The sequence below is a fragment of the Calothrix rhizosoleniae SC01 genome, from assembly GCF_900185595.1.
GTDB lineage: Bacteria > Cyanobacteriota > Cyanobacteriia > Cyanobacteriales > Nostocaceae > Calothrix_A > Calothrix_A rhizosoleniae.
This window is the reverse complement of the sequence record NZ_FYBH01000395.1, coordinates 1-24,342: the sequence shown is the minus strand read 5'-3', so window position 1 is coordinate 24,342 and position 24,342 is coordinate 1. Positions and strand designations below refer to the sequence as shown.

Genomic DNA, 24,342 nt, shown 5'->3' with positions numbered 1-24,342 from the left:
CAGTACTAATGCTTGAAATGCATTTTCCAATTTATCTGGACAATCTGGATTAAAATGAAGCCTATCAATAGTAGAATCCGTCTTTGGAAACCATTTTTGTTGGAAAACAACTCTCTCCCCATATATTTTTTTCAAGTGATTTTGGACATGATAATTATCTGTTGCTAAGAATATACATATCTCTGAATCATTGCGTACAATATTATCGATAATTTCTAGATATTTATCAAAAGGATTACGCCGATCTGTACAACGAATATGTACACCTATATTTTTCTGATTAAAATATTTATTCTTGAAATAATCCACTCTTTTTACTACTTCTTTGTCAACGAACAAATGTTTTTTGCAAATATGCTTTTGGATAGTTTTTTCATCTAAATATGAAAATGATTTAAATTCACCTATAAGTGATTTTCTCATTTGATTAATATCTGAAAAGTAAGACCAATTAACCAACACATCTTCTTGACGATTGGTACATGAAAATTTCACTCTAGACACAGACCAAGTAACAGGATTTCTAGTAAACCAACCCTCATTAGGAAGATTATTTTCTCTTAAAGTTGCACCAATAGTTTTGTGCAAGTTTGTTTTCCAAATATAAGGAAAGACTGAATCAGTATCAGGTATTTCTGTCTCTTGATCAATATTCTTAAGTGTAAATAATTGTGGAAAAACATTTGAGTAATCATCTGAATACACCTCATCACTCCAATCAACAATTATTGTTCTCTGTGTGATCTGAGAATATAGGATAGAGCCTAAGAGGTTAAGTATTCTGTTACCCATTCCAGCTTGTGATTTAATCAAAAGAAACTTATTCTTAGTCATTGAAAAACTCCTAGTAAATTTTTATTAAAAAATAAATTATTAGTTTAATTTGGAACTATATCAGCTACTAAACATTTAATTTGCATATTAACTCGCTACGCGAGAAGTCATAAGTCAGAGGGAAGAAGGTAGAGTTTCATATTCTTAAAACAAAGTACTTTCCTCTTGCTTCCCTTCGAGCTTTTGGGTTAAAGCTGAGCGAAGCCGAAGCTTTAAGTCCCCCACCAAAATTGAAAATTTGGTGGTCTACAATTGGTGGGGGTTTAAATCCCCACCAATTATCCTTCTTCCTTCGTTAATTTGGTATTAGTTAATGGCTAAAATTCTTGTTCATTTTGCATTACTGTCGTACATTAAAAATGCACAACAGCTTAACAACTAGATTCAAATTTTTCTTAACTTTTCCCGCAAAATACGATACAAAAATAGTGGATTTCCAACTATATAGCGTTCCCAAAGACGTTGAGGTTCTGTGATTAATCTTGTGAACCATTCCAAACCATAGTTTGTCATCCAGCGAGGTCCCCTGTATACTGTATCAGTATAAAAATCAAGACAGGCTCCCAAGGGCAAAAATACTTTTGCATCAATTTTGTTTAAATTATTGAGAATCCAGCGTTCTTGTAATGGCATACCAAAGCCGACATACAAAACACCTGGTTTAAAGTTATTGATTTCATTAATCACATACTCATTTTCTTCACCAGACTTATCAAAATAGCCATGATGTCCTTTTATTTTTAAGTTTGGTGCAATAGCCTTGAGCTTAGTAATTGCTTTATCTACAGTACGTGTTTTACCTGCTAACAAATATAAAGAAATATTTTCCCGTTCACAAGCTAATGCCAAATCCTCTATATAATCTGGGCAGGTCATACGATGAGATGAATTAACAGAACAACCACAGATTTTAGCTCCTAGGAGAACTCCAAAGCCATCACAAAATACTAAGTCGGATTGATTGAGGAAGTCTTTATACCAAGGCAGTTCATAAGCGAAGTTCATTGACCGAATATTTACATTACCTATAACTGTTTTTTTGTTGATTTTTGCAGCCTGAATAATATAATTTATTAGTTCCTGAGCTCTGATTTTATGAAATCTAGTTTTAAGTAAAGAAACCTCATCAAATTTTTTGAAACTAATAGTATCTGTCATATAAACTCTCACTAATGATTGATAATTTTCTCTTCGATCAAGCTGAAATTAAAACAAAAAATCTGTGCTTTAGACGTAAACAACAATGATTTCTAGGTTAATAAATCTTATTTTCGATACTAATTGATTATTACCAAGCTCCATATTTATCTGAACTAAATGTACCGAGATATCGCCTCAAATAAGATTTTATTTTCATAATAATTAACGGATCAAAACTTTTAATTGGAGAAATTAAAAATTCTTTCAGCACCAAGTTCATATAGAATATACGATGCTTAATCTTTAAATTCCCTGGCTTTTGTTCAACAAAATTAGCAGCTACTCGCCAACCTTCCTTAATCATTTTCAATCTGTTTTTTCTTTGGCCACTGATTCCATCAAGGGAATAAGAAGCAAGAGTGGTATTAACGCAAAGAAAATTATATCCAGATGTGTAAGCTCGAAAAATGAAGTCGTAGTCAGCGGCAATGGAATAACTTAAATCAAACATTCCTATACTTTCGTAGACTGAAGCTCTAACAAAACAGCTCGGATGATTAAGGGTAAATTTGAATACCAAATTATCCAAATCTCCAGGGATAAAAGTACTCAAATACTTACCATCACTATAGTTATCAATTGGAGAGTAAATGATGGAAATATCTGTTTTTTTTGCAAATATATTTTCTACAATTTTTAATGCTCCATCATTATACCAATCATCTGCATTAATAATACCTATTATGTCACCTTTAGCATGAGTTATTCCTTTATTCATGGCATCATATGTGCCTCTATCTTTCTCCGAAATAAAGATATCTATCTTATCTAAATATCGGTTAATTATTTCGATAGTTCCATCATTAGATCCACCATCAATTACAATATATTCTAATTCAGAATCATGATTTTGATTAATCACACTCTGTATTGTCTTTTCAATGGTATTAACTGCATTATATACAGGTGTAACGATTGATATCTTCATTATCTTATTTTGCTCATATTCTGGTCATTAGGAGATGCCTTAAACTAGACTATTTTCAAGAAATGACATTTTTGTAATGGCATCATTTATGTCATTGTGGAACTGATTTCTTCGGGTACAATACCAATGTTTTGCATCATCACAATATTGATGAGTCAATGACAATTTAGTTGCTGAAACTAGATGTTGGGCAAACTTCTCTGGATTTTCAGTTACTGTAATTGTTGGTGGTGGGTCAGAAATTCCTCGCATAGCTATGGGAGTAGCTACGATTAGAGACCCTGAAGCAATAGCATCTAAAGTTTTAATTTGTATACCACTCCCACTAAGAGTAGGAATAGCAACAACCTTTGCTTGAGCCATAAACTCTTGAGCATCAGGCACAACACCCCGATAGGTCACATTTGAGTATTTACTATCTAGCCAATCGGCACCTTTACCTGCAATATGAATTGACAAGTAAGTAGGCAAATAAGGATAAACTACTTCGAGAAACCATTGCAGTGCTTCTATATTTGCCTTCCATGACCAACTACCTAACAGACCTATATCGAAGCACTTAGTAATGGTTTTATCTTGTGATTGTGTCAAATTAGGTGGTATAGCAAATGTTTTAGTTTTACCTAATTTCCCAAGTCTATCAAAGTATTTACTATCATGTTCAGTAAGTGTCCAAATTTGTTGAGCTACCTTCAACAAATGTTCCTCTAAAACTCTAATTAAAGTAGCTTCACGCCGATAAATTAGATTTAATACAAAGTTACCTGTTTTTTTGAAGTGTTCTTTGTATATTTGATGCTCAATATTATGAGCAATAAAAATCAATTTACTTTTATCGGGAATAAAATTTTCTATCCATGCTAGCTGAGCATGATCGATGATAATAATGTCATATTTTTCAGTAGTAAGTAGCTTTTTGACTAAATTGATATAGGCAAGAGAGTAATATTTTGCAGAGGAGTATGGAAGACTTTTAAAAAAGCTTAAAGCCAGCCAAATAAGAGAATAATATTTTGACTTACTAGTTTCTGTGTACCGTTCATCGACTATTAAGGTTTTTTGTTTTTTATACTCTAGTATATCCCCTTTTCGGAGGTATCCTACAACTGAAATATTATGTCCACTTTGTCTGAGAGAATCAATAAAACATTGTGATGCAACTTCACCTCCATTACAGTGTTTACTGAGAATGATAGTTGTTAAAAACAAAATATTCATATTAGTTTTTTCTGCTACTTTCATTGTTTTCATTATTTTTATGAAATGTAAAATTATTTTTTTATTTCTTTATTCAAAATAGTAGTAAAAGTATATACAAAATATGATGAAGTGATAAAAACATTTATCATGCAGACATGATAATTATAGTCATTTCAAATCAAAAACATATATTTCGTATTGGGATTATCTTATTCCCTAGCAACAATATCCGCAAAAATCTCCTACTACAGAAATTAATTAGAACAACGATATTATGATTTTTTAACCTCTTTACCTTAAAATAAAGTCACTATGAATAAATTCATAACAGTCCAATTTGTATAGTCAATTGCCCCTCGCCTGTTTCTTTGAATTCCAGTTTTTCTGCAGTCAAAATATTACCAATTGGCATCAATTGGATATCCTTAAGCTTATATTTAGGTATATATATCAGGACTAAAGTCGTAATGATTGAAAATTACCTTATTGCCATGTAATGATTTAAATCATCCAACAGTTAAAAAAGTAAGTCTAGTAGATTGCAAATATGAATGATATCAAAAACCCATTCTCACAATACTCGATGAACGAAACAAAATTGCCAATAGACAGTATAACTATATTTTCGGAAATAGCCTTGTCAGAGTTTTCTTCTACGGAAAGCTATTTCATGTCTACGTTGCAGTTAATTCTATACCTCTTTCAGAAAAGCTTCGCTAATGCAATGAAATAACTTGAATTTTTTGTGTTGACTTGTTTAGTGCGTTAATTTTTTTCAGATGACGGTATTCAACAGCAGACGAAAGGGACATTGATACATAAAATATCCATAAGTTAGTTAATCCTGGTATAATGCTTCCTTCACCAACCTGTATAAACAAGGCTAATACTAACATTTGAAACATCCAAAAATATTCTATTTTTTTAGTTTTGAATATCAAATAAAATACCCTGAAAAAAAATATTAAGCAACTGATTATAATTACTGATAAGCCTAATAAACCTAATTGTAGAAATATGTCTATAAAACCATTATGAGCAATTGGCTTAAATGAAGTGCCAGTGGTTACTCTAACTTTTGAATAAATATCAAACAGCCATGTTCCTTTCATAGCTTCAACGCCTTCAGGAGAGGTCCAAAATCCATGATATCCGTAGCCTAACCAAGGTCGCTTTAAACCCTGTTCAATAGCATTTTGCCATATTGGGGTGCGTCCGTTAAATTCAAGATTTTTCCCCATCCCATCAACTACTATAGTTTCCAGATTATTAAAAACTAGTATGGTAGCTAATAATCCCAGTATTAACATAATTGTAAACAGGAATGTGCGAAGTTTATAGTGCTGCTTTACAAGCTTATAAATGGGCATTAAGCTCATACTGATTAGAAAGCCTGATAAAGCTAATTTACTTCGACTAAGCAAAAGAAGAACAACCGTCAGGAAAAATCCAGCCAAGGTAATCCAACGATATCTTCGGCTATCGAAGGTTGTAAGTAAAAAAGCTATTGCTCCTACGGCCATTCCCGTACCCAAAGTTTGTTTATAGGTATAGACTCCTCTCCAAAACTCTGTCTGATTAAAAGTTAGTCCACCTAATAAACTAAGAACTGCTGCTATAGCAATCATCCAGGTTAATATGTACATTTGTTCTCTAGGATTGTAGCGCGTAGCTAAGTAGACCCCAAAAAGAGTATTAAGCAATAACCTCTTAAGGTAATCGAAGGTAATCAATGGAGAAGCAGACCAGAATAATGAGAATATAGTAATACTAACTAAGAGGATCAGAGGAATGTCTCTAGTAATAACATAAATTAGTCTTTTTCGCTGACTATTAATAAGAATTAATCTTATAGTTAAGCAAGGAATAATTACATAATTAGCAAGGACTATAAGTTGTCCTAGGGCTCCTAAGTCTAAAATACTAATTTCAATACTCAAAAGTAATAAAATTACTATTACCAGTTCCAGTCTGTTTCCCAAACGTCCAATTAATAGAGTGTTCAATTTTTATGCTTCTATTCTTCAAAATATTTGCCAAACTGCTCAAACTTGTTTATTGATCTGGTTTTAGAGGAATTTTTTTCATACACATCTTCTGGTATAAAACTACTTTGTTTTTTTTAGGGATTGCCTTTCTGAAAAATTTTTGTGAACAGATAAAAGTAGCGACATGCTTGGATATCTAAGGTAAATTATTGTTCTACTTTTTCTCGAGTCTGGTGTGATAATTTTTGATGCTGCTCTTCGTTTTCTAGTACCCAGGCTATTCCTTGAGTTAAATCTTCAATTTGATAGGATTCAGCTCTCAATAGCCATTTTTATAAAATTCAATCATATCCGGCATACCGCCAATATTGAAAGCAACGCAGGGAGCATCACAGGCGATCATTTTTGGAGCCAGCAGGCAAAAGTCCATCAATGCTATTCAATAAATTAATCAGATGATCTATAGTTCACGTAATTCTACCAATAACAACCATTCTCAATCTGCTTATAATCTTGTGGAGTTTCCTCAGGCTTAGGTCTTACCCAATATTCATTATACAAAGATTGGAAAAAAGGACGACTATCCCATCTCTGTCCTTTAATGCCAAAAAGAATCTGAGTAACACCTCCAAGGTGAATGGCTTTTTTACCCAGAGATTTAACATAGGCTGCCAAGGGTAAGCCATAAGCACCACATCCTATAATTGCAATATCAAAATCATATTGTTTGATTTTTTCACACATCCAAAAATAAGCATCAAACCAAGAACTAAACTCTGTTTGAGTTCCTCCTATAGATTGAACCGCTTTCATGGTGCTTAACTCAAATTGAGGAAGAATATTCTCATCTTGAAATAGAAATTGCCTATGATTATTATATTGCTCTAAAATAGTATTTGCGAAAGGATGAATAACTAAAATTTTCTTAGATTTAAGGTTAAGACTCCAGGGGTTATCATGATAATAAGGCTCAAGGGTATCTAAATCAACCAAAGAAGCTTGGGGACAAGAATTTCTGATAACTTCTGCTTCTCCATAATTGAACCAAACCCCCAGTACATCTATGGATTTAGACGATTCTAAAAAAAGTTGACTATATTTATCTAAATATTCTTGTTTTGATGGGAAGAAACCAGCATTTGTAATCATACTTTTAATAGTTTCTTCACTATAATTACCAGCAAGATAGTCAAAAACACAGACCGATTCTACATTACCAAAACGAGAAATCATCAGAGGTTGATCATCAGCTATTCTGTTAGAAATTAATAAGTTTCCATCTTCAGGAGGTAAAATATGATTATACAAGTCTAAATTTTTTAATCTATATGTATTTCTTATATTTTTCACTCTCATTGTTACCCATTTGGAAAAAACATGAGAGTTCTTGATAACCAATGGCATGTTATTTCTAATAACTTTTCTAATATTTTTTACAGCGTATGTCATAATAATTAAATTTCCAAAATATACGATATTTTTTGTATTTTAGATTGAGCTTAGGTATATTGGCAGCAAAGTGTAATTTAATCCATGATCCAGATTTTTTTGTAGCTTAACCTGGCATAATAAGAATACATTTCGATAACAAAGGTTTTATCTGTACCGCTAATACCAGGATTTACTTGTTCCGGATATCGCACTTAGATCGATATTAGAATGTCCTTAATTTTGGAGATAAAAACCTACTTTTATTTTTTATCCATCTTTGTTATATCTTTAAACGCTTAAGTTTCCCATAACAACTTCTTGATAACTACCTGATTTGCTTACACGACCTTTCTCTAACAAATAAACATTATCGCAATGCTCAATAGTAGAAAGACGATGAGTGATAATAATCAAAGTTTTTTTACCAGCTAGAGATTTAATCGCTTCATTCAGAAGACCCTCTGTTTCATTATCTAGTGCAGAAGTAGCCTCATCGAGCACTAGAATTTCTCTTTCGTGATAGAGCGCGCGAGCAATTCCTATCCGTTGACGTTGTCCACCGGATAGACGTACTCCTCGTTCACCCACCGAAGTCTTAATTCCATTGGGGAGTTGCTCAACTAGTTCCTCAAGCTGAGCAGATTTGATGGCATTATTCAATTTTTCCCCATCAATTAGATGATCTGGAACCCCGAAAGCAATATTTTTCTCAACGGTGTCATCCATCAGAAAAATAGACTGAGGAATATAGCCTATGAGATTTTGCCAGGAACGAATATCTTTATATATAGAGACATTATCAACCATAATTTCTCCACCTTCAGGATATAAAAGACCTAAAATAACATCTACTAATGTTGTCTTTCCTGCTCCAGATTTGCCAATTAAGCCAATAGATTGACCCTTTTTAATTGTCAAACAAATTTTATTGAGTACAGGCTCTGAAGTATAAGGATAGGAATAAATAATATCTCTAATTTTAATTTGGTTCTCAAAAGAAATAGGTTGCTTTTTAGCATAGTTGATGCTAGAAGAATCAGTTCTTATTGAATTGGATTGAAACACTATATTTTTAACATATTCTTCTTTTTCGATTTCTTTTAAATCTGAATAAATAACATTAACAGAATAGCTACTATTTTGTAACTTACTCATTGCTTGTATCGTATGACTAACTGCAGGTATCAAACGTACTGAAGCTAATGAAAAAACAGCCATGACCGAAGTAATATCTTGAAAGCTCTGATTAAATAAGAGTTGGGAGACAGATATAAAAAGAAGTACAAATACAATTAAAGATGCCTCAATTATAATACGTGGCAGAATGCCGGAGCTATCAGTTCTAGTACCTGCAGTGGAGTACCTTTGAGCTTGGTGTTCCATCTGATCCTGAAAATAAGCTTCACAGCCAATCACACGGGTTTCTTTTAAACTCCCTAGACTATGGTTAACAACACGAATTATTTCCTGATTAGATTCAGATAATTCTTTACCCCATCTTTTGAATTTATTTTTCAATTGATAGAACATTAAAAATGTAGGTAAAATAATTAATACTATCATTAATAGAAGAATTAAATCAGTTCTAGCAAGTATAAATAGAAGCGCAGAAACAACAATACTATTAGCAATTATAGTTAAACTTGGCTGTAAACAATCATGATTAATTCTCATGGTTTCATGAGTAATATTTTTAATTAAAGCAGCCGTATTTTTGCGCAGATAAAATGTATAGGGAACGGTTAAATAAGCACGAATTAATCTTGAGGCTAATTTTGCTTCTTGGTCAAAGCTGAATTTGATCATGTAGCTTCGAGCAAGAAAGTATAATAAGGATTTTATACAAAATACACCAGCGATTATTAGACCTAATACAGAAATAAACTGGCTAGTAGATTCTAGACCCAACTGCATATAAAACCAATCTAAGAAAGGAATTTTATGTATAGATTTTGGGTTAGAGGCTAAATTTAAGAATGCTCCTATAAACCCGATACCTATAGCTTCTAATATGGATGATAGAGCAAATGTCAAGATTAACAAAGGAAGTCTTTTTCTTGAGCCTTTTAAAATGTACCAAACTTTTGAGAAATATTTGAGCATGAAACCTGCTATTTACCTTTTAAGTTGATTGAGAGGCTAATACCGTTACACAAAAATCCTGATATCAACAGATCCTGTAGATGAGACATGACATATCATATTCCTACATGGTTTACATATATATGGGTGTTAGCAAGGCGATTTGATATCAGGCAAATTGCCTTACTAATACTTCCCTCCCATAATGGATATTATTTCACAACTACAGAACGTTGAGACTCTTTACTTCCTTCTGCTGACTCCTCATTGTAATAAAAATATCCCTCCGGTTCGCGTTTTACATTCACGTCATTCACTACCATACCTAACACGTTCTGACCTGACTGATTCAAGAATTCCTTCGCTGCATTACTACTATTCCAGTCCGCTACTCCTGGGCGAACCACCATTAGTATTCCATCAGCTAGCTTACCCAAGACTCCAGCATCTGCTGTTCCGGCTAAAGGAGGAGTATCAAAAATTACTATATCATACTCTGTGTTAAAAGTATCAATTAATGCAGACATTCTCTGAGAATCTAATAAAGATACAGGATTCGGTGGTATCACCCCAGAGGTCAAAACATGGAGATTGGGCATAACTTCCTGCACAGTGGTATCCAAACTGAGTTGATCGACAATCAAATTGCTTAAACCCACAGCATTGGTTAGCTGCCAGATATGATGCTGAGTAGGACGACGCATATCTGCATCAACTAATAGTACTCGACGACCAACTTGCGCCATGGCTGTAGCTAAATTAGCGGAAATAGAAGATTTCCCTTCTCTAGGGACAGAGCTAGTAACCACGATCGATTGCAGTGGCGTATCAGAAAGAAATTTCAGATTTGCTTGCAATATTTGATATATATCACCTACGGGAAATTGTGGTAAATCTCTACCTATGATTTTCGGAATAGATACACCCTCTATTTTTGCAGAAACTTTGTTCTTTCCATAACTACCCAATGCCGGAATTACTGCTAGTAATGTATACTGGAACAATTCCCTGGCTTCTTTTACAGTCTTTAAGGATCTGTCGGTCAAATCTAACAGGAAGGCTAATGTTATAGCTAATAAAGCACCAGCAAACGCTCCACCACCTATAACCAGCTTCTTATTAGCAGGAACAGGCTCATCTGGTACTAAAGCTGGAGAAACAATACGAGCATTGCCAATATTTTGATTTTCGGCTACATTTATTTCTTGCAATCTAGTCAATAGAGTTTCATAGGTAGTTTGAGCAGCCTCCAATTTTCGCTCTAGTTCTCTATGAGCCTGCTCTAATCGAGGAAGAATATTTGCTCTCTGTTTGTAAGCTAGCCTACTTTGGGTTAGTGCAGCCATACGTTTTTCTAAACCAAGACGCTCTGCTTGAATCCGAACCATATCTCCAATCAGGGCTTGTTGCAACTCCCTAATCTGTAAATTTCCTGGTTTTACTGGTTGATTATTACCATTGATTTGTTGTGTCCGTTGCTCAAGCAAACCTCTAAGAGCAGTAGCTTGTTCTTGCAAATTAACAACGGTGGGGTGCGTAGGTTGTAATTTTGTCTGTTCCACAGCAAGTTTACTTTCAGCTTGCTGAAGTTCTTCTAGGACATTTTGTATTCCTGGAGTTTGGCTCAAGGAAGCAAATGCAACCGCTTTTTCAGAATCAATATTTATCTCTTGTTGTAATTTTTGTGCCCTAGCATCTATATCAAATAAGTTAGCTTGAGTTTCAGTCAGTAGCTCTTCTATTTTAGCGATCGCTAGCACTGATGCTGATGCTTCTTCTTTTAAAGAAATAACTTTATATTTTTCCTTAAATCTACGCAGTGCTGATTCTGCTCTGATTACAGCAGTTTCTGTACTGGGTAACTGTTGGCGTATAAACTTGCGAGTTGAGGCAGCTTGGGCACGATTAGCCTCAATATTGTTTTTAATATATACTTGCACAAGTTTATTAACAACTTTTGCCGCTAACTCTGGCTCTTTGTCAGTATAAGAAATTTCAATAATATCTGTACCGGCGATCGGTAAAACCTTGAGTTCTTCCAAGAAGTCCCGGATTTTTAACAATTCACCTTCTTCATCCTTAAGCTCAAGAGATTTAATGGTTTCCTCAATAACCGGAACAGATGTAACAATTTTAGCCTGAGTGTCTAAGGGAGTATTCTCTCTAGCTAAAGGCTCTAGTTTTCCTCTAGAATCCTCTAAACCTGTCAAAGAAGCAGTTTTATTTGTCTCAACTAATATGTTACTTTCTGCTTTATAAGTAGGTTTAGCAGAAAATGCCAAGAAAGATGAAAAGCCAACAACCAGGCTAAAAACCCCTGTTGCTGGTAGCCAACGACGTTGAAGGACAAGCCAGTATTTGTGAAAATCAATTTCTTCAAAATGCTCTTTATAATCCATCATGATCGGGTATTCCAGCTGGTTTTCTATACAAATAACTTAGTCGTAAAAATGGAAGGATTTGCTGCTGTTGTAATTCAGCCTTTTTGATTGTTTGCGAGTAAATTCTCCCACGGACGGATTGCCTCTAGGATCGATTGTGCCTGTGACTTGTTGCCAAAGTCTAGAAGGTGCTACAGACAAATTATAAGTACGTTCGCCAGTTCTTTTGACATAGTACCATTCCGTTTTTTGACAGCGATCGCACCAAAATGCTTCCAACCATTCACCTTTAAGAGAGACTGTTGTCTTAGCTGCTACTAAAATATGAGCATTCTGGCGACCCATACCACGCTGTCGTAGTTGTTGGACATTATCTGCAAATAGTTGATATTTTTGACTAACACTATCGATATAGCACTTGTGAATCGGACAATATATTGCTCGTCGCTTAGAACGTTTCCGATTTCTGTCACATCTTTTCCGCAATTTTTACCTCCTTTCTTGGTTAAGTCAAGGTTAAAGACCTAGCCCCAATAGTCTATTTTCCAGACTCACCTATCTCCTCAAAATTAATTCAAGAGGAATCAAGAAGGTTAGTGTGGAGGGACTGAGATCCAGTGAACCATCGAAGCCCTACTCCATAAAATCAATCAAAAGTTAAATATTTAATTTAAATCAACTTAAGTCAGTTAATCAGATTTATGGTTCGCATGGCTGTAATTACACAACATAGAGTAAGGAAAAACATATTAAAACTATGTAATCTCAATGAACTAGTTCTTTAAATCTTCTTACTTGCTTAAATCCATTAGTTTAGAGATAATATTTACAAGGAATAAAGACGAGTGGTAATTTTGCTAGTTCCTGACTACTGTTAGTTAGTTCATAAATTGTTTTTCAGCCAGTTTTTGAGGTTATTAAATGTTAGCCTCAAAGTTAATTATGATTGAAACCTACTTCTAAATATAGAAAAAATTATCAGACTTATTTGATAAATAAATAAATTTTTCTATATGAAATCCGGCTTTACAGTAGATGTGTTGATAACTTGGTGAGAAAAAACCCTGGCAAATCTCTTGTGTCAATCGATAATACTGACAATAATTATGATTAAATACACCCGGTAGCAGAAGCTTAGTAACCTAGCAAAGTCTTTGTAAACTTCTTCTAAGTATCACACATGAGCACAGTTCATAATTTATGGCTGTAATATCTGTGTAATTTATATTACTAAACTACTATACATAATATACACTATATTTTAGATATTTACAATTTCTTTACTTAAGGTTGATGGATATTTTATAAATAGTATATAGTGTATGTGCGTATAGTGACTTTGGGCAAAAAAATAACTATACAACTTTAGTTAGGAGCAAGAATCCATAGATTCAGAACATCTCATCGGTTTTTACTGACTTGAACAAGTATTGTTTTGCACTTAATTAACCAAACAAGCGAAATCCTATCGCGTATCCTACCATACATCAATAGACTCCAATAATCAAAGATCAAATTTGACCTACATAGCAGTCATAGCAGTTCATATTGTGTTCTTTGAGATACATCCATCAAATCTACTAATACCCACGGTTTGCCCAACTTATTTTGCTGCTAGAGACAATAATGTTTTTGGTTGATGGCGTTGAGGTGACATCAATTAGCTTCCTTGGGAGCTGACCGAAAAAGAAAAGGATACAAGCCCTCAAATTTATTTGTGGAAAAATTAAAAATAATTGTGCCGCGATGCATAAGTACAAGGCGCAATAATTCCTTTCTTTATGCAGTCGCTCATGGGGGAGACCCTCAAGACCGCGCTGCAATGAATTGCGGGCTAATAAACTAAGTACGTTAAAACGCACTGAAATACTTGGTAATATCATGTCCGCCTGATTACTTATGATATTACCATCTATGCAAAAATCACCAAAACTCTTTCTCCCCCTGCTCCCTGCCCCCTGCCCCTTTGCAGTCCTAACGATAAGTCTTTAACCGGACATGATATAAATGGGCATGATTGGTTATACCCCTCAACCGATACAGATGTGTTAGGACTTCCCGTAAAAAGTCAAAAGTCTGAAACCCCCAATACTCACACTCCTAAAAAGGAATTTTACAAGGGTTTCAAATATTGCTGACCAATAGAATTAAAAATCACACTTTATATCAGTATATATTCGAGATGTCTTGGAGAGGCTTAGTGTGTTAGACCATTTAATATCAAGTAGTGTAGCTTTTTTAGCTATATTTATCACTTTATAAACTAACTAAAAAGATACATATACTTCCAGCTTCTGAAGTTTTAACATACTTTCCTAATCATTTTTCATTACTCACATAAATAAATTCCTATTCAAAAAATTATGAACGAATCATCAAATTCATCAAATTCCATTCGAGTCCCTGTTGCACCACCACCACCACCAAATATGGCAGGTGTGACCCTACGCCAATCACAAGACAAAGCAGATATGGCGAAGAAAGATAGTATTTCTCAGAACAATACCCCTCCAGCTCTTGATGACAAGTATTCTAAAAATGAATGGGTAGGGGAGAATAAGAACGATAAAATTAACGTTCCTCCACCTTCTAATACCCATCGTCCCAATGCTTCACCTCCTATTCCTCAAGTGGCGAATGTGAAAAGTAAAAGTTTGCACCCCACTTTTGAGCAATTAATAAAACATGCTTATGATAAGGGGTATTCTGATATTCACTTAGGTGTGGGTGAAGTACCTCGCTTCCGTAATCGAGGGGAAATAGAAACAACAGATTACCCAGAAACAGATCAAGAAACTTTTATTGGCTGGTTGCACGAGGTATTGAGTGAATCTGAAATAAAGGACTTTCGGGAGCATCAGGATTTTGATGGTGCAACTCAATTTGATTTTGCTAGGGTACGAATCAATATCTTTGATACTCTCAAAGGCTACTCTATGGTGTTGCGATTAATTCCTCTGAAAATTTTGACCATTGACCAATTGAGATTACCTCCTATTTTTAGGGATATTTGTCATCACCACAAAGGATTAGTTTTGGTAACGGGTCCCACTGGTTCTGGTAAATCGACAACTATGGCAGCAATGATTGACTATATCAATAAGGAGATGCCTAAGCATATCATCACTATTGAAGACCCCGTTGAATTTGTTCACAAAAGTCAAAAGTCGTTGGTGAAACAACGGGAAGTGGGAATGCATACCCGGAAGTTTGAGAATGCTTTAAAAGCAGCTTTGCGAGAAGACCCTGATTTGATTCTAGTGGGGGAAATGCGGGATAAAGAAACGGTGAATACTGCTCTTAAAGCCGCACAAACAGGTCACTTAGTCATGGGAACCCTGCATACCAATAGTGCTGTGAAAACTATTGAGCGGATCCTCAACCTTTATTCAGGAGAAGAACAGGATGCCATGCGGGTGGCAGTTTCTGAATCTTTAGTGGCAGTTATTGCTCAAGGTTTATGTAAAACTACAGATGGGAAAAGAGCTGCTTTTCACGATATTCTCATTAACACAGATGCGATTACAGAATGGATTAAGGATGGTAAGTATGATGAAATTGGTGAATTGATGAAGCAAGCCAGTTTTGACGGCATGATTACCATGAATCAATCCTTGTTCAATCTCTATCAAGAAGGGCGCATTACAGAAGAAACTGCTTTGGAAATGTCACCAACTCCTAACGAAATGGCTCAATTCTTACGAGGACGAGTGTAAATAAATAGTAGATGGCTCCAAGCTTTTTGTGGATAATGTATTTTTTATTTTCCCTAAGTAAGGTAAAAGAAAGAAGGTGAATAATATTTTTACCTTCTTTCTTTGATTTTGAGTTAATTTTGTGCGTTTAGATCCAAATAAATCTACCCTACCCCAGTTATTTAAAGGCATTGCTTTATTTACCCCTGGCGGAGATATTGTTTATTGCATCGATCCTAGTAAACAGGGTCGATGGCATTTTCATTTGTGTGCCACCTTACAAGAAATTCTGGACTTACCAGAACCACCCCATTTTTTAGTCCCTTGCTATACAGCAACCATAGATCATTGGTTAGATCCCCATACTCAAAAAATACGTACTTTTGCCGAAGCTTATCCAGGGGTTTTCAGGCATCAGGCTGTATTAAACGCGATTTTCGGCACTGGGGAGTTAGTATGGCAACCAGCACCTTGGCAGGAAGGATTATGCGATCGCATGGTATTAACAACCTATCGTTCTTCCTTTCCCCAACTCTGGGAAGATCATGACTTAATTATACCCATAGAACGATCTGAACCAGAATCTTTGTACTATCCACCGATAAATACTTTACAGAAACAATCTGCAAAAACTCAAGGGTATATATTACGTTTGTTTGTAGCCGGAAATAGTGCTAGTACAGAGCGTATTTTACAAAATTTACATGAACTGTTGGAAAAACATTTGGGTCAACCTTACACCCTGAAAGTGATTGATGTTCTAACTCATCCAGAGCAGGCTGAAGCCAATAACATATCTGCTACTCCTAATTTAGTCAAAGTTTGGCCTCATCCGGTACGACGAATTGTTGGTCATTTTGATAATGCAGAAAAACTTCTGCAATTTCTGGGAATCCAAGAGTAATAGAGTGAGGTAAAGAATTTGACAAGAGAGGTTTTTAGGGAACACCAAAAAATAAATTACCCAATTTCTGGACTTGAACTACTTGTTTCACTCCCCCTGCTCCCCTTCGGGTTGCGCCACTTGCTACAACTCGGGGAACCCGCGCAACGCAGTGGCTTACCTGCTCCCTGCTCCCCTGCATTCCAAATGATTGATTATTGTTTTATTTGGAAGTCCCTTATCATCCCCTCATCTCATCATCACCTCACTACCTCAACTGTTCTAGTTAACTAGATCGGGAAACACTTGCTGCACCGCAGGATGAATTAAGCAATGATTATTGACATTTAAACCCTTGGCTAATGGAGGGTTGTTCTCCAGTGCTTCCATGCCTTGGTTAGCTAGCTGGATTACATAGGGTAAGGTACTGTTATTTAATGCTTGGGTTGCTGTCCAAGGTACAGCTCCTGGCATGTTGGGAACGCCATAATGTACTACCCCTTCTTCAATGTAGGTAGGATTTGTATGGGAAGTGGGGCGCAATGTTTCGATACAGCCTCCTTGATCTACAGCTACATCCACAATTACTGAACCAGGACACATTTGTTTAACTAGTTCACGGGATACTAATATGGGTGCTCTACGTCCCGTTACTAACACCGCACCAATGACTAAATCTGCTGCCTTGACACTGGTTTCTATATGAGCAGAGTTGCTGTAAATTAGTTCTACCCTAGAGCCAAAAAGAGTTTCTAAATATGCTAGCCGCTCTACATTCACATCTAAAATTTGCACAGCAGCACCCATTCCCACGGCAATTTTAGCGGCTTCCGTTCCCACAACTCCACCACCTAAAATTGTGACTTGACCAGGTCTGACTCCTGGAACACCGCCCAAAAGTACGCCCTTTCCCCCTTGCTGGCGTTCTAGGAATCTAGCTCCAAATTGCACTGACAAACGCCCAGCAATAATACTCATGGGGGTCAGCAATGGTAATTTATTCGCTCCTGGTTGCTCCACCGTTTCGTAAGCGATCGCTGTTACCCCACAATCAATTAAATGCTCGGTTAATTTTCGATCCGCTGCTAAGTGTAAATAAGTAAATAATATTTGTTCTTTTTGCAGATATTTATACTCATTTACTAATGGTTCTTTGACTTTGATGATTAAATCACGCTCCCAAGCGGCTTCCGTCGTAGGGACAATTTTCGCTCCTGCATTCTGATAATCATCATCTGTAAAACCAGCACCATTACCAGCTTGGGTTTCAACAAAGATTTTATGACCGTTTTCCTTGAGCACCCTGACGCTAGAAGGACTTAACCCAACCCGAAATTCCAAATCTTTTGTTTCTTTAGGAATACCAATTTCCATATAGTTCCTCTACTTTGTTGTTATATATGTAGCTTTAGTGTGTCAATTTATTTATGCTCTGTCAGTTTCATGTGTATCCAAAGCCAATAAATCAACAACACAATGTCTTCACGAAAAATAGGGGTTAGGTGTTAGGGGTTAGGGGAGTGAGTGTGGGGAGTAGGAGAGTGATGGAGGGATGGAGGGATGGTTGGTGGTTGGTGGTTGTTAGTTGTTAGTTGGTGGTTGGGAGTTAAGATTTTTTATCTTTCCCTCTTTCCCTCTTTCCCTCTTTCCCTCTTCCCCTGCTCCCTGCTCACTGCTCCCCAGCCTCTTCGTAGCTGGTATATGTGGCTTCAAATCAGCAATCATAAACTCCGGATTTTTCTAGAAAACTTAACAAATTTAGATATGATCAGTGGATTGGGTGATTAATGAAAATAATTTCACCAGTAGGATGGGCACTGCCCACCCTACTCTTCTGCAAGAAGTCTAATATAAACAAAGTCAAAGTATCCACAGAATTGCCTAGCAACAGGTTAAGCTAGATAAGAATAGCAATTTCTTGCTTTTTTTAGATAAAATTTTCTGTACCTGTTAACTTCAGTGTGCATTCCTTGAGAAACCTGAATGCTAGATAACATTTTCGAGTACCTGAATTTTCAACTTAGTATTGAAGCTCCTATAGTACTGCTGATTTTGATTTTCTTGGAAGCAGTACTTTCTGCTGATAATGCGATCGCTCTGGCTGCGATCGCTCAAGGATTAGATGACAAAAAATTAGAAGAACAAGCACTTAATTTAGGTTTGGTAGTTGCCTATGTATTCCGGATTTCTCTTCTGCTGACTGCTACTTGGGTAGAAAAGTTCTGGCAATTCGATTTACTGGGAGCGGCTTACCTATTATGGCTGGTGTTTCAACATTTTACCTCAGAGGAAAACGAAACTGACGGACATCACCATCATGGACCTCGCTTTACATCATTGTTACAGGTAATACCAGTAATTGCCCTGACCGATTTAGCATTTTCTTTGGATAGTGTCACCACTGCGGTGGCTGTTTCCGATGAAAAATGGTTAGTAATTGCTGGGACTACTATTGGTGTTTTGACTCTGCGGTTTATGGCTGGTTTATTTATCCGTTGGTTAGATGAGTTTGAGAATCTGGAGGATGCAGGTTATATCACTGTATCTTTTGTGGGTTTGCGATTATTACTCAAGGTTGTAAATAATACATTTGTTCCCCCACAATGGATTATGATTACAGCGATCGCTCTTATACTAGCCTGGGGATTTTCTAAGCGTAATCCTCCTGAAGAGGTAGAGTTAGTCCTATCTGAACCGGATATCAAGAGTCAAAAGTCAAAAGAAGGAGTTTAGAGGTAGGGAAGATTTATAATTTATTTGTAGATTAATTGAATAAGGCAGTCCAGATGAAAAAATTTCACCATCAAGGATGAAAATACTTCTTCCCTATCACCTAACCCCTATTTTCAAGTTAGGAGGCAGTCCCGATGAAAAATAATTTGCACCGCCAATTACCTAAGTAGAATATTCTTCCCCCCCTGCTCCCTGCCCCCTGCCCCCTGCTTAACACCATATTTTGGCAGGTCATGAGTAGGGAAATTTTGTTAAAGTTTTTTATAGCACTACGCATACACGTTAAGACATTGTTGAAGCACCAAACCTATGATCAGTAAACTTATTATCTTGCGCGTAGCGCTATACTGGTAAGTGTTAAAAATTACAAATTAAAATGAAGCCCAAGCTGGATTTACAGGAATTTTTTAACAATTGTGACCCCAGTAGAACTTTAATATTCGATAATCTGTTAGATAGGCGATATTACATCGATTTTGCTTCCGTGCGAGGAGCTAATGTCATTGACCAATTACAACGAACTATTACTAGGCTATCGCCCCATAAGCCTACCTGTCAGTTGTTTACAGGACACATTGGTTGTGGTAAATCTACTGAATTAAGAAGACTGGAAGCGGAGGTCAAACGACAAGGTTTTCATGTGGTTTATTTTGAGTCTACCCAAGATTTGGATATGGCTGATGTGGATGTGACTGATATCATGCTGGCTATTACCCGTCAGGTAAGTGAAAGTTTAGCAGATGTTGGGATTAAGCTGAGACCAGGGTATTTGGGAAAATTACTGAATGAAATTATCGATTTTTTACAGACACCTATAGAGGTAAAGGCTGAAGCTGAGATTTCCTTACCTTTGAAGATTGCTAAGATTACCGCTAAAACCAAGGATAGTCCCAATCTGAGAAGTAAGTTAAGGCAGTATTTGGAACCGCAAACTAACAATATTTTACAGTGGATTAATGAAGAAGTTCTGGAGCTTGGCAAGCAGGAGTTAGCCAAGAGAGGAAAGAAAGGACTGGTGGTGATTGTGGATAATTTGGATCGGGTCGATCCTAGGGCAAGAACCACTGAGCGATCGCAACCTGAATATTTGTTTGTGGATCGAGGTGAACAGTTACGTAAGCTCAATTGCCATTTAGTATATACCATTCCTTTGGTGTTGATGTTTTCTAATGAGGTGGAGGCGTTGAAAAATCGCCTGGGGGGTGGGGTTGCACCAAAAGTCTTGCCGATGGTACCAGTACGGTTCCGGAATGGCAGGGAACATCAGCAAGGTATGGCACAATTAAGACAGATGGTGTTGGCTAGAGCTTTTCCCACTGTGGAGCCGGAGCAACGTTTGAATTTAATTGCAGAGGTATTTGATAATACTGCAACCTTAGATAGATTATGCAGTATCAGTGGTGGTCATGTTAGGAACTTGTTGGGGATACTATACAGTTGTCTGCAATCTCAAGACCCGCCTATATCAAGGGAATGTCTGGAAGATGCTATCCGTGATTACCGAGAAAGTTTAGTTACGGCAATTACAAATGATGAATGGGAGTTACTACAAGAAGTTACTCGTACACAACGGGTTACTGGTGAAGCAAATTACCAAACTTTACTTCGCAGCCTGTTTGTATTTGAATATCACGACAAGCAGGGACGCTGGTTTGCGATTAATCCAGTTTTAGGGGAAACAAAGGAATTTCAGCCATGAGTGAGTCGAACCACCAGTCAGATATTCCCATGCAAAACCAGCGATCGCTTGCTAAACTAGTGCGAGCAATTAGGCTTTCTCTGGGAAGATTCTCCCTGATTGTGGTTCGTTGCAACTATGATGTTATTAAACCGCAGATATCATCACAGTTGCGACAACAGGGTTCGGGATTGCAGGTTCAAGAAGTGAGTCTGGGTAGTTCTGCAACCAATCTTTATACAACGTTGCAAGGGGAAATAGGTTCTCCACCACCGGATGTAGTCATAGTATCTGGTTTTGAGTTGGTAAGGTCGCTGGATGATTTGTTAATTTCCATGAACCAGGTGCGGGATGATTTCTCTCAGACTTTCCCCTTCCCCTTGGTATTATGGATTAATGATTTTGTGCTGCAAAAATTTGTCAGGTTAGCACCAGATTGTTATAGTTATGCCGGGGCACCAATTCAATTTGTGATCGCCACTGATGAGTTAATTGAATTTCTCCACCAGCAAACAGAACGGGTATTTAATGGAATTTTTGCAAATAGTACTAATGTATTTATTTCCCCCACAGATATTGGTAAACCTTGGGAAATAGAGACAGCAGTTAGGGAATTAGAAAATCGTGGCTGTCATCAACCAGAGTTGCAAGCATCGGTGAAATTTATTTTAGGACGGGATAGCTATATTAATCATGATATGGTGCGAGCCCGTCAATTATGGGAGGAAAGTTTATCATTTTGGCAGGTAGGAGAGTTAGAGGGAAGGAGTGAAAGAGGGAGAGAAGAAAGGCGAGCCTGTATTCTCTTCCATTTGGGGTTATGGTGGCGCAGGTATGCGGTACAGCATCGTGGGGACTATGAAGAGGCTTGTACTCAAGCGCGGGATTATTATCAGCAATGTGTAGATATATTAGAGCAGATCAATTCCTTAGATTTAGTCGCTCAGTTTATTAGTTCTTTGGGGGAAACCCTTTTGCAACTGCGACAGTGGGATAAGTTGGAGCAGGTTGCTCACCGAGCTATTGAGTTACACCAAACATATGCAAATAATACCAGGTTGGCCTATGCCTATGGGTTTTTGGCTGAGGTGGCTTTAGGAAGGGAAAATTGGCATCAAGCCAAGGAATATGGGGAAATTGCCTTAGATATTAATCAAAGATTAATACAAGAAAATGAAAATGGTGTCAATGCGATCGCAAATCGCCATGTATTATTAACTAAAATTTATCAGAGCTGGTACTTGTTTTTAATCTCCCAAGCCCAGCAGCATCTCGAGCAAATACCATCAGCACTGGAAAAATTAACAATAGCTAAACAAGCAACCATACCAGATTATTATCCCCAGCTTTATATCCGGATTTTAGAATCTCTGCAAAATTTATACTTTCAGTTAAGTGAATATCTGCAAGCCTTTCATATGAAGCAAGAAAAGTTTGCAGTAGAGCAACAATATGGCTTGCGGGCTTTTATTGGTGCCGGTAGATTGCGATCGCAACGACCAGTTATTCACCCGGCTTTGGTGCCACTTGCATCAGTAGGATTGGATTTTCGGGAGCCGGGAGGGGAGATGACCACAGGGGATATTGCCCAAGAAATCAAGGCTTCTGGACGACAGAGAGATGTGGAGCGTTTAGTTGAACGCCTCAGCCGTGCCGATCATAAATTGATTGTCATTCACGGGCCTTCGGGGGTGGGGAAAAGCTCTCTATTAATGGCGGGTTTAGTACCTGCTTTGCAGCAAATTACCATGATGGAGGGTCGTCAACCTTTACCAGTGGTGGTGAGGGTTTATACAGATTGGCTGGGGGAAGTCAGGAATCAGCTTGTCTCTACCACAGGAGATGATTTATTAGGGGAAATACTGGCACAGTTACGCCACAATGCAGCTAAAAATTTGTTGACAATTCTCATATTTGACCAATTTGAGGAGTTTTTCTTTAACTGTCCCCAACCAGGGGATAGGCGAGAGTTTTGGGAATTTTTACACCAATGTTTAGATAGTATAGATATTCCCTATGTGAAAGTAATTTTATCCCTACGGTCAGATTATTTACATTATTTATTGGAATGCGATCGCTTGAGTAATTTACAGGCGACAAATAATGATATTCTCAACAAAGATATTCGCTACTATTTTGGTAATTTTTCCCCAGAGGAGGCGAAAACAGTTATCTATAGCCTCACGGAAAATTCTGCTGCTTTAGAACCCGCGTTGATTGATGAGTTGGTGCGGGATTTGGCGGGAGATGTGGGGGAAGTGCGTCCCATTGAGTTGCAGGTGGTGGGGACGCAATTGGAAACGGAGAAAATTACCACCCTGGCAGGGTATCAGGAATCTGGGCCGAAAGAAAAACTGGTTGATCGATTTTTAACAGCAGTGGTGCAAGACTGCGGGGAAGAAAATGAAAGGGTAGCGCAATTAGTTTTATATTTACTCACCGATGAAAACAATACCCGTCCCCTGAAAACTAAGGCGGAATTGGCAGAGGCTTTGGCTGCGGAGGTAGATAAATTAGATTTAGTTTTAGAGATTTTAGTCACATCGGGGATAGTATTTTTAATTCCCCAATCCCCTGCCGATTGTTATCAATTGGTGCATGATTATTTGGTGGCTTTTATTCGTCAGCAACGGGGTGCGGAATTACTGGCGGAACTGAAACGGGAGAGACAACAACGCCAGGAAGCGGAAGCAAAGTTAACTCGGGTTTTAAGGAAGCAATTGCGAGATGCTTATATTGCTGCTGCGGGGTTGGTAGCGGTAACAGCAGTCGCGGTGGGATTTGGGGTGGAGTCATATAAAAATAGTATTAATGCCGAAATCAACCTGATGAGGAGTGAAAGCGAACAGTCTTTGGCAGCAAATTTTGATAGAGAAGCACTGATAGAAAGTTTAAATGCGGGGGATAAATTACAACGCACACCCCAATTTTGGGTTAAACCAGACACCAGAACCCAAGTTGTGACAACATTACACCAAGCCATTTATGGAGTAAAAGATATTGAACTGAAAACCTTGAAAGGACATAACAGTGAGGTTTATAGCGTTAGCTTCTCCCCAGATGGCAAAACCATTGCTTCTGCTAGTTTCGACAACACCATCAAATTGTGGAGTGTTGATGGCAAACTTCTCAAAACTTTGAGAGGACATAGCAGTGAGGTTATAAGCGTCAGCTTCTCCCCAGATGGCAAAACCATTGCTTCTGCTAGTTGGGACAACACAATCAAATTGTGGAGTGTTGATGGCAAACTCCTCAAAACTTTGAGAGGACATAGCAGTGAGGTTATAATAAGCGTCAGCTTCTCCCCAG

General features: G+C 37.1%; 15 protein-coding genes. 5 read left to right on the top strand and 10 right to left on the bottom strand.

Annotated features, from left to right (window positions below):
• The 9 genes from CALSC_RS24280 to CALSC_RS24235 form a co-directional block, all read right to left on the bottom strand.
• On the bottom strand, positions 1-834 hold an 834-nt coding region (locus CALSC_RS24280; protein WP_088243793.1), incomplete at its 3' end, for a nodulation protein NodZ.
• A 384-nt stretch (positions 835-1,218) separates the two neighbouring features.
• Positions 1,219-1,992, bottom strand: coding sequence for a WecB/TagA/CpsF family glycosyltransferase (locus CALSC_RS24275; RefSeq protein WP_088243792.1), 774 nt, complete (start codon positions 1,990-1,992; stop codon positions 1,219-1,221).
• A gap of 130 nt (positions 1,993-2,122) precedes the next feature.
• Positions 2,123-2,962, bottom strand: a complete 840-nt coding sequence (locus tag CALSC_RS24270) for a glycosyltransferase family 2 protein (protein ID WP_088243791.1) — start codon at positions 2,960-2,962, stop codon at positions 2,123-2,125.
• Positions 2,963-3,001: 39 nt separating this feature from the next.
• The gene (locus tag CALSC_RS24265) at positions 3,002-4,204 is read right to left on the bottom strand and encodes a glycosyltransferase (RefSeq protein WP_235006927.1); all 1,203 of its coding nucleotides are present in this window, start codon (positions 4,202-4,204) and stop codon (positions 3,002-3,004) included.
• A gap of 674 nt (positions 4,205-4,878) precedes the next feature.
• Positions 4,879-6,102, bottom strand: coding sequence for an O-antigen ligase family protein (locus CALSC_RS24260; protein ID WP_143288358.1), 1,224 nt, complete (start codon positions 6,100-6,102; stop codon positions 4,879-4,881).
• 525 nt (positions 6,103-6,627) lie between these two features.
• Positions 6,628-7,599, bottom strand: a complete 972-nt coding sequence (locus tag CALSC_RS24250; protein WP_088243789.1) for a hypothetical protein — start codon at positions 7,597-7,599, stop codon at positions 6,628-6,630.
• Between the two features lie 270 nt (positions 7,600-7,869).
• Complete coding sequence (locus CALSC_RS24245) at positions 7,870-9,684, bottom strand: ABC transporter ATP-binding protein (protein WP_088243788.1); 1,815 nt, start codon at positions 9,682-9,684, stop codon at positions 7,870-7,872.
• A 191-nt stretch (positions 9,685-9,875) separates the two neighbouring features.
• Positions 9,876-12,065, bottom strand: a complete 2,190-nt coding sequence (locus CALSC_RS24240; RefSeq protein WP_088243787.1) for a GumC family protein — start codon at positions 12,063-12,065, stop codon at positions 9,876-9,878.
• A 36-nt stretch (positions 12,066-12,101) separates the two neighbouring features.
• Positions 12,102-12,530 (bottom strand): hypothetical protein, encoded by a 429-nt coding sequence (locus CALSC_RS24235; protein ID WP_088243786.1) that lies wholly within the window; start codon positions 12,528-12,530, stop codon positions 12,102-12,104.
• A 1,877-nt stretch (positions 12,531-14,407) separates the two neighbouring features.
• Here CALSC_RS24235 and CALSC_RS24230 point away from each other — a divergent pair.
• Together CALSC_RS24230 and CALSC_RS24225 are read left to right on the top strand one after the other, a co-directional pair.
• Positions 14,408-15,760 carry a type IV pilus twitching motility protein PilT gene (locus CALSC_RS24230; protein ID WP_235006926.1) on the top strand — a complete coding sequence of 451 codons (1,353 nt, stop codon included), beginning with the start codon at positions 14,408-14,410 and terminating at the stop codon, positions 15,758-15,760.
• Positions 15,761-15,881: 121 nt separating this feature from the next.
• A complete protein-coding gene (locus CALSC_RS24225) occupies positions 15,882-16,643 on the top strand; it encodes a circadian clock KaiB family protein (RefSeq protein ID WP_088243785.1) in 762 nt (253 codons plus the stop codon).
• A 261-nt stretch (positions 16,644-16,904) separates the two neighbouring features.
• On the opposite strand, the gene ald is transcribed toward CALSC_RS24225, so the two are convergent.
• Complete coding sequence (gene ald, locus CALSC_RS24220; protein WP_088243784.1) at positions 16,905-17,996, bottom strand: alanine dehydrogenase; 1,092 nt, start codon at positions 17,994-17,996, stop codon at positions 16,905-16,907.
• A gap of 609 nt (positions 17,997-18,605) precedes the next feature.
• Here ald and CALSC_RS24210 point away from each other — a divergent pair.
• From CALSC_RS24210 to CALSC_RS24200, 3 genes are all read left to right on the top strand, one after another.
• Entirely contained in the window at positions 18,606-19,355 is a 750-nt protein-coding gene (locus CALSC_RS24210; protein WP_088243782.1) for a TerC family protein, read from the top strand.
• A gap of 376 nt (positions 19,356-19,731) precedes the next feature.
• Complete coding sequence (locus CALSC_RS24205) at positions 19,732-21,054, top strand: ATP-binding protein (protein WP_088243781.1); 1,323 nt, start codon at positions 19,732-19,734, stop codon at positions 21,052-21,054.
• Positions 21,051-24,342: nSTAND1 domain-containing NTPase (locus CALSC_RS24200; protein ID WP_200817738.1), on the top strand; the 3,292-nt coding region annotated here is incomplete at its 3' end. The genes CALSC_RS24205 and CALSC_RS24200, both read left to right, overlap by 4 nt.

Coding starts and splice junctions, on each gene's coding strand:
- CALSC_RS24275 (WP_088243792.1), bottom strand. CDS start 1,992: ATGACAGATACTATTAGTTTCAAAAAATTTGATGAGGTTTCTTTACTT.
- CALSC_RS24270 (WP_088243791.1), bottom strand. CDS start 2,962: ATGAAGATATCAATCGTTACACCTGTATATAATGCAGTTAATACCATT.
- CALSC_RS24240 (WP_088243787.1), bottom strand. CDS start 12,065: ATGATGGATTATAAAGAGCATTTTGAAGAAATTGATTTTCACAAATAC.
- ald (WP_088243784.1), bottom strand. CDS start 17,996: ATGGAAATTGGTATTCCTAAAGAAACAAAAGATTTGGAATTTCGGGTT.
- CALSC_RS24230 (WP_235006926.1), top strand. CDS start 14,408: ATGAACGAATCATCAAATTCATCAAATTCCATTCGAGTCCCTGTTGCA.
- CALSC_RS24205 (WP_088243781.1), top strand. CDS start 19,732: ATGAAGCCCAAGCTGGATTTACAGGAATTTTTTAACAATTGTGACCCC.
- CALSC_RS24250 (WP_088243789.1), bottom strand. CDS start 7,599: ATGACATACGCTGTAAAAAATATTAGAAAAGTTATTAGAAATAACATG.
- CALSC_RS24265 (WP_235006927.1), bottom strand. CDS start 4,204: ATGAAAGTAGCAGAAAAAACTAATATGAATATTTTGTTTTTAACAACT.
- CALSC_RS24245 (WP_088243788.1), bottom strand. CDS start 9,684: ATGCTCAAATATTTCTCAAAAGTTTGGTACATTTTAAAAGGCTCAAGA.
- CALSC_RS24210 (WP_088243782.1), top strand. CDS start 18,606: ATGCTAGATAACATTTTCGAGTACCTGAATTTTCAACTTAGTATTGAA.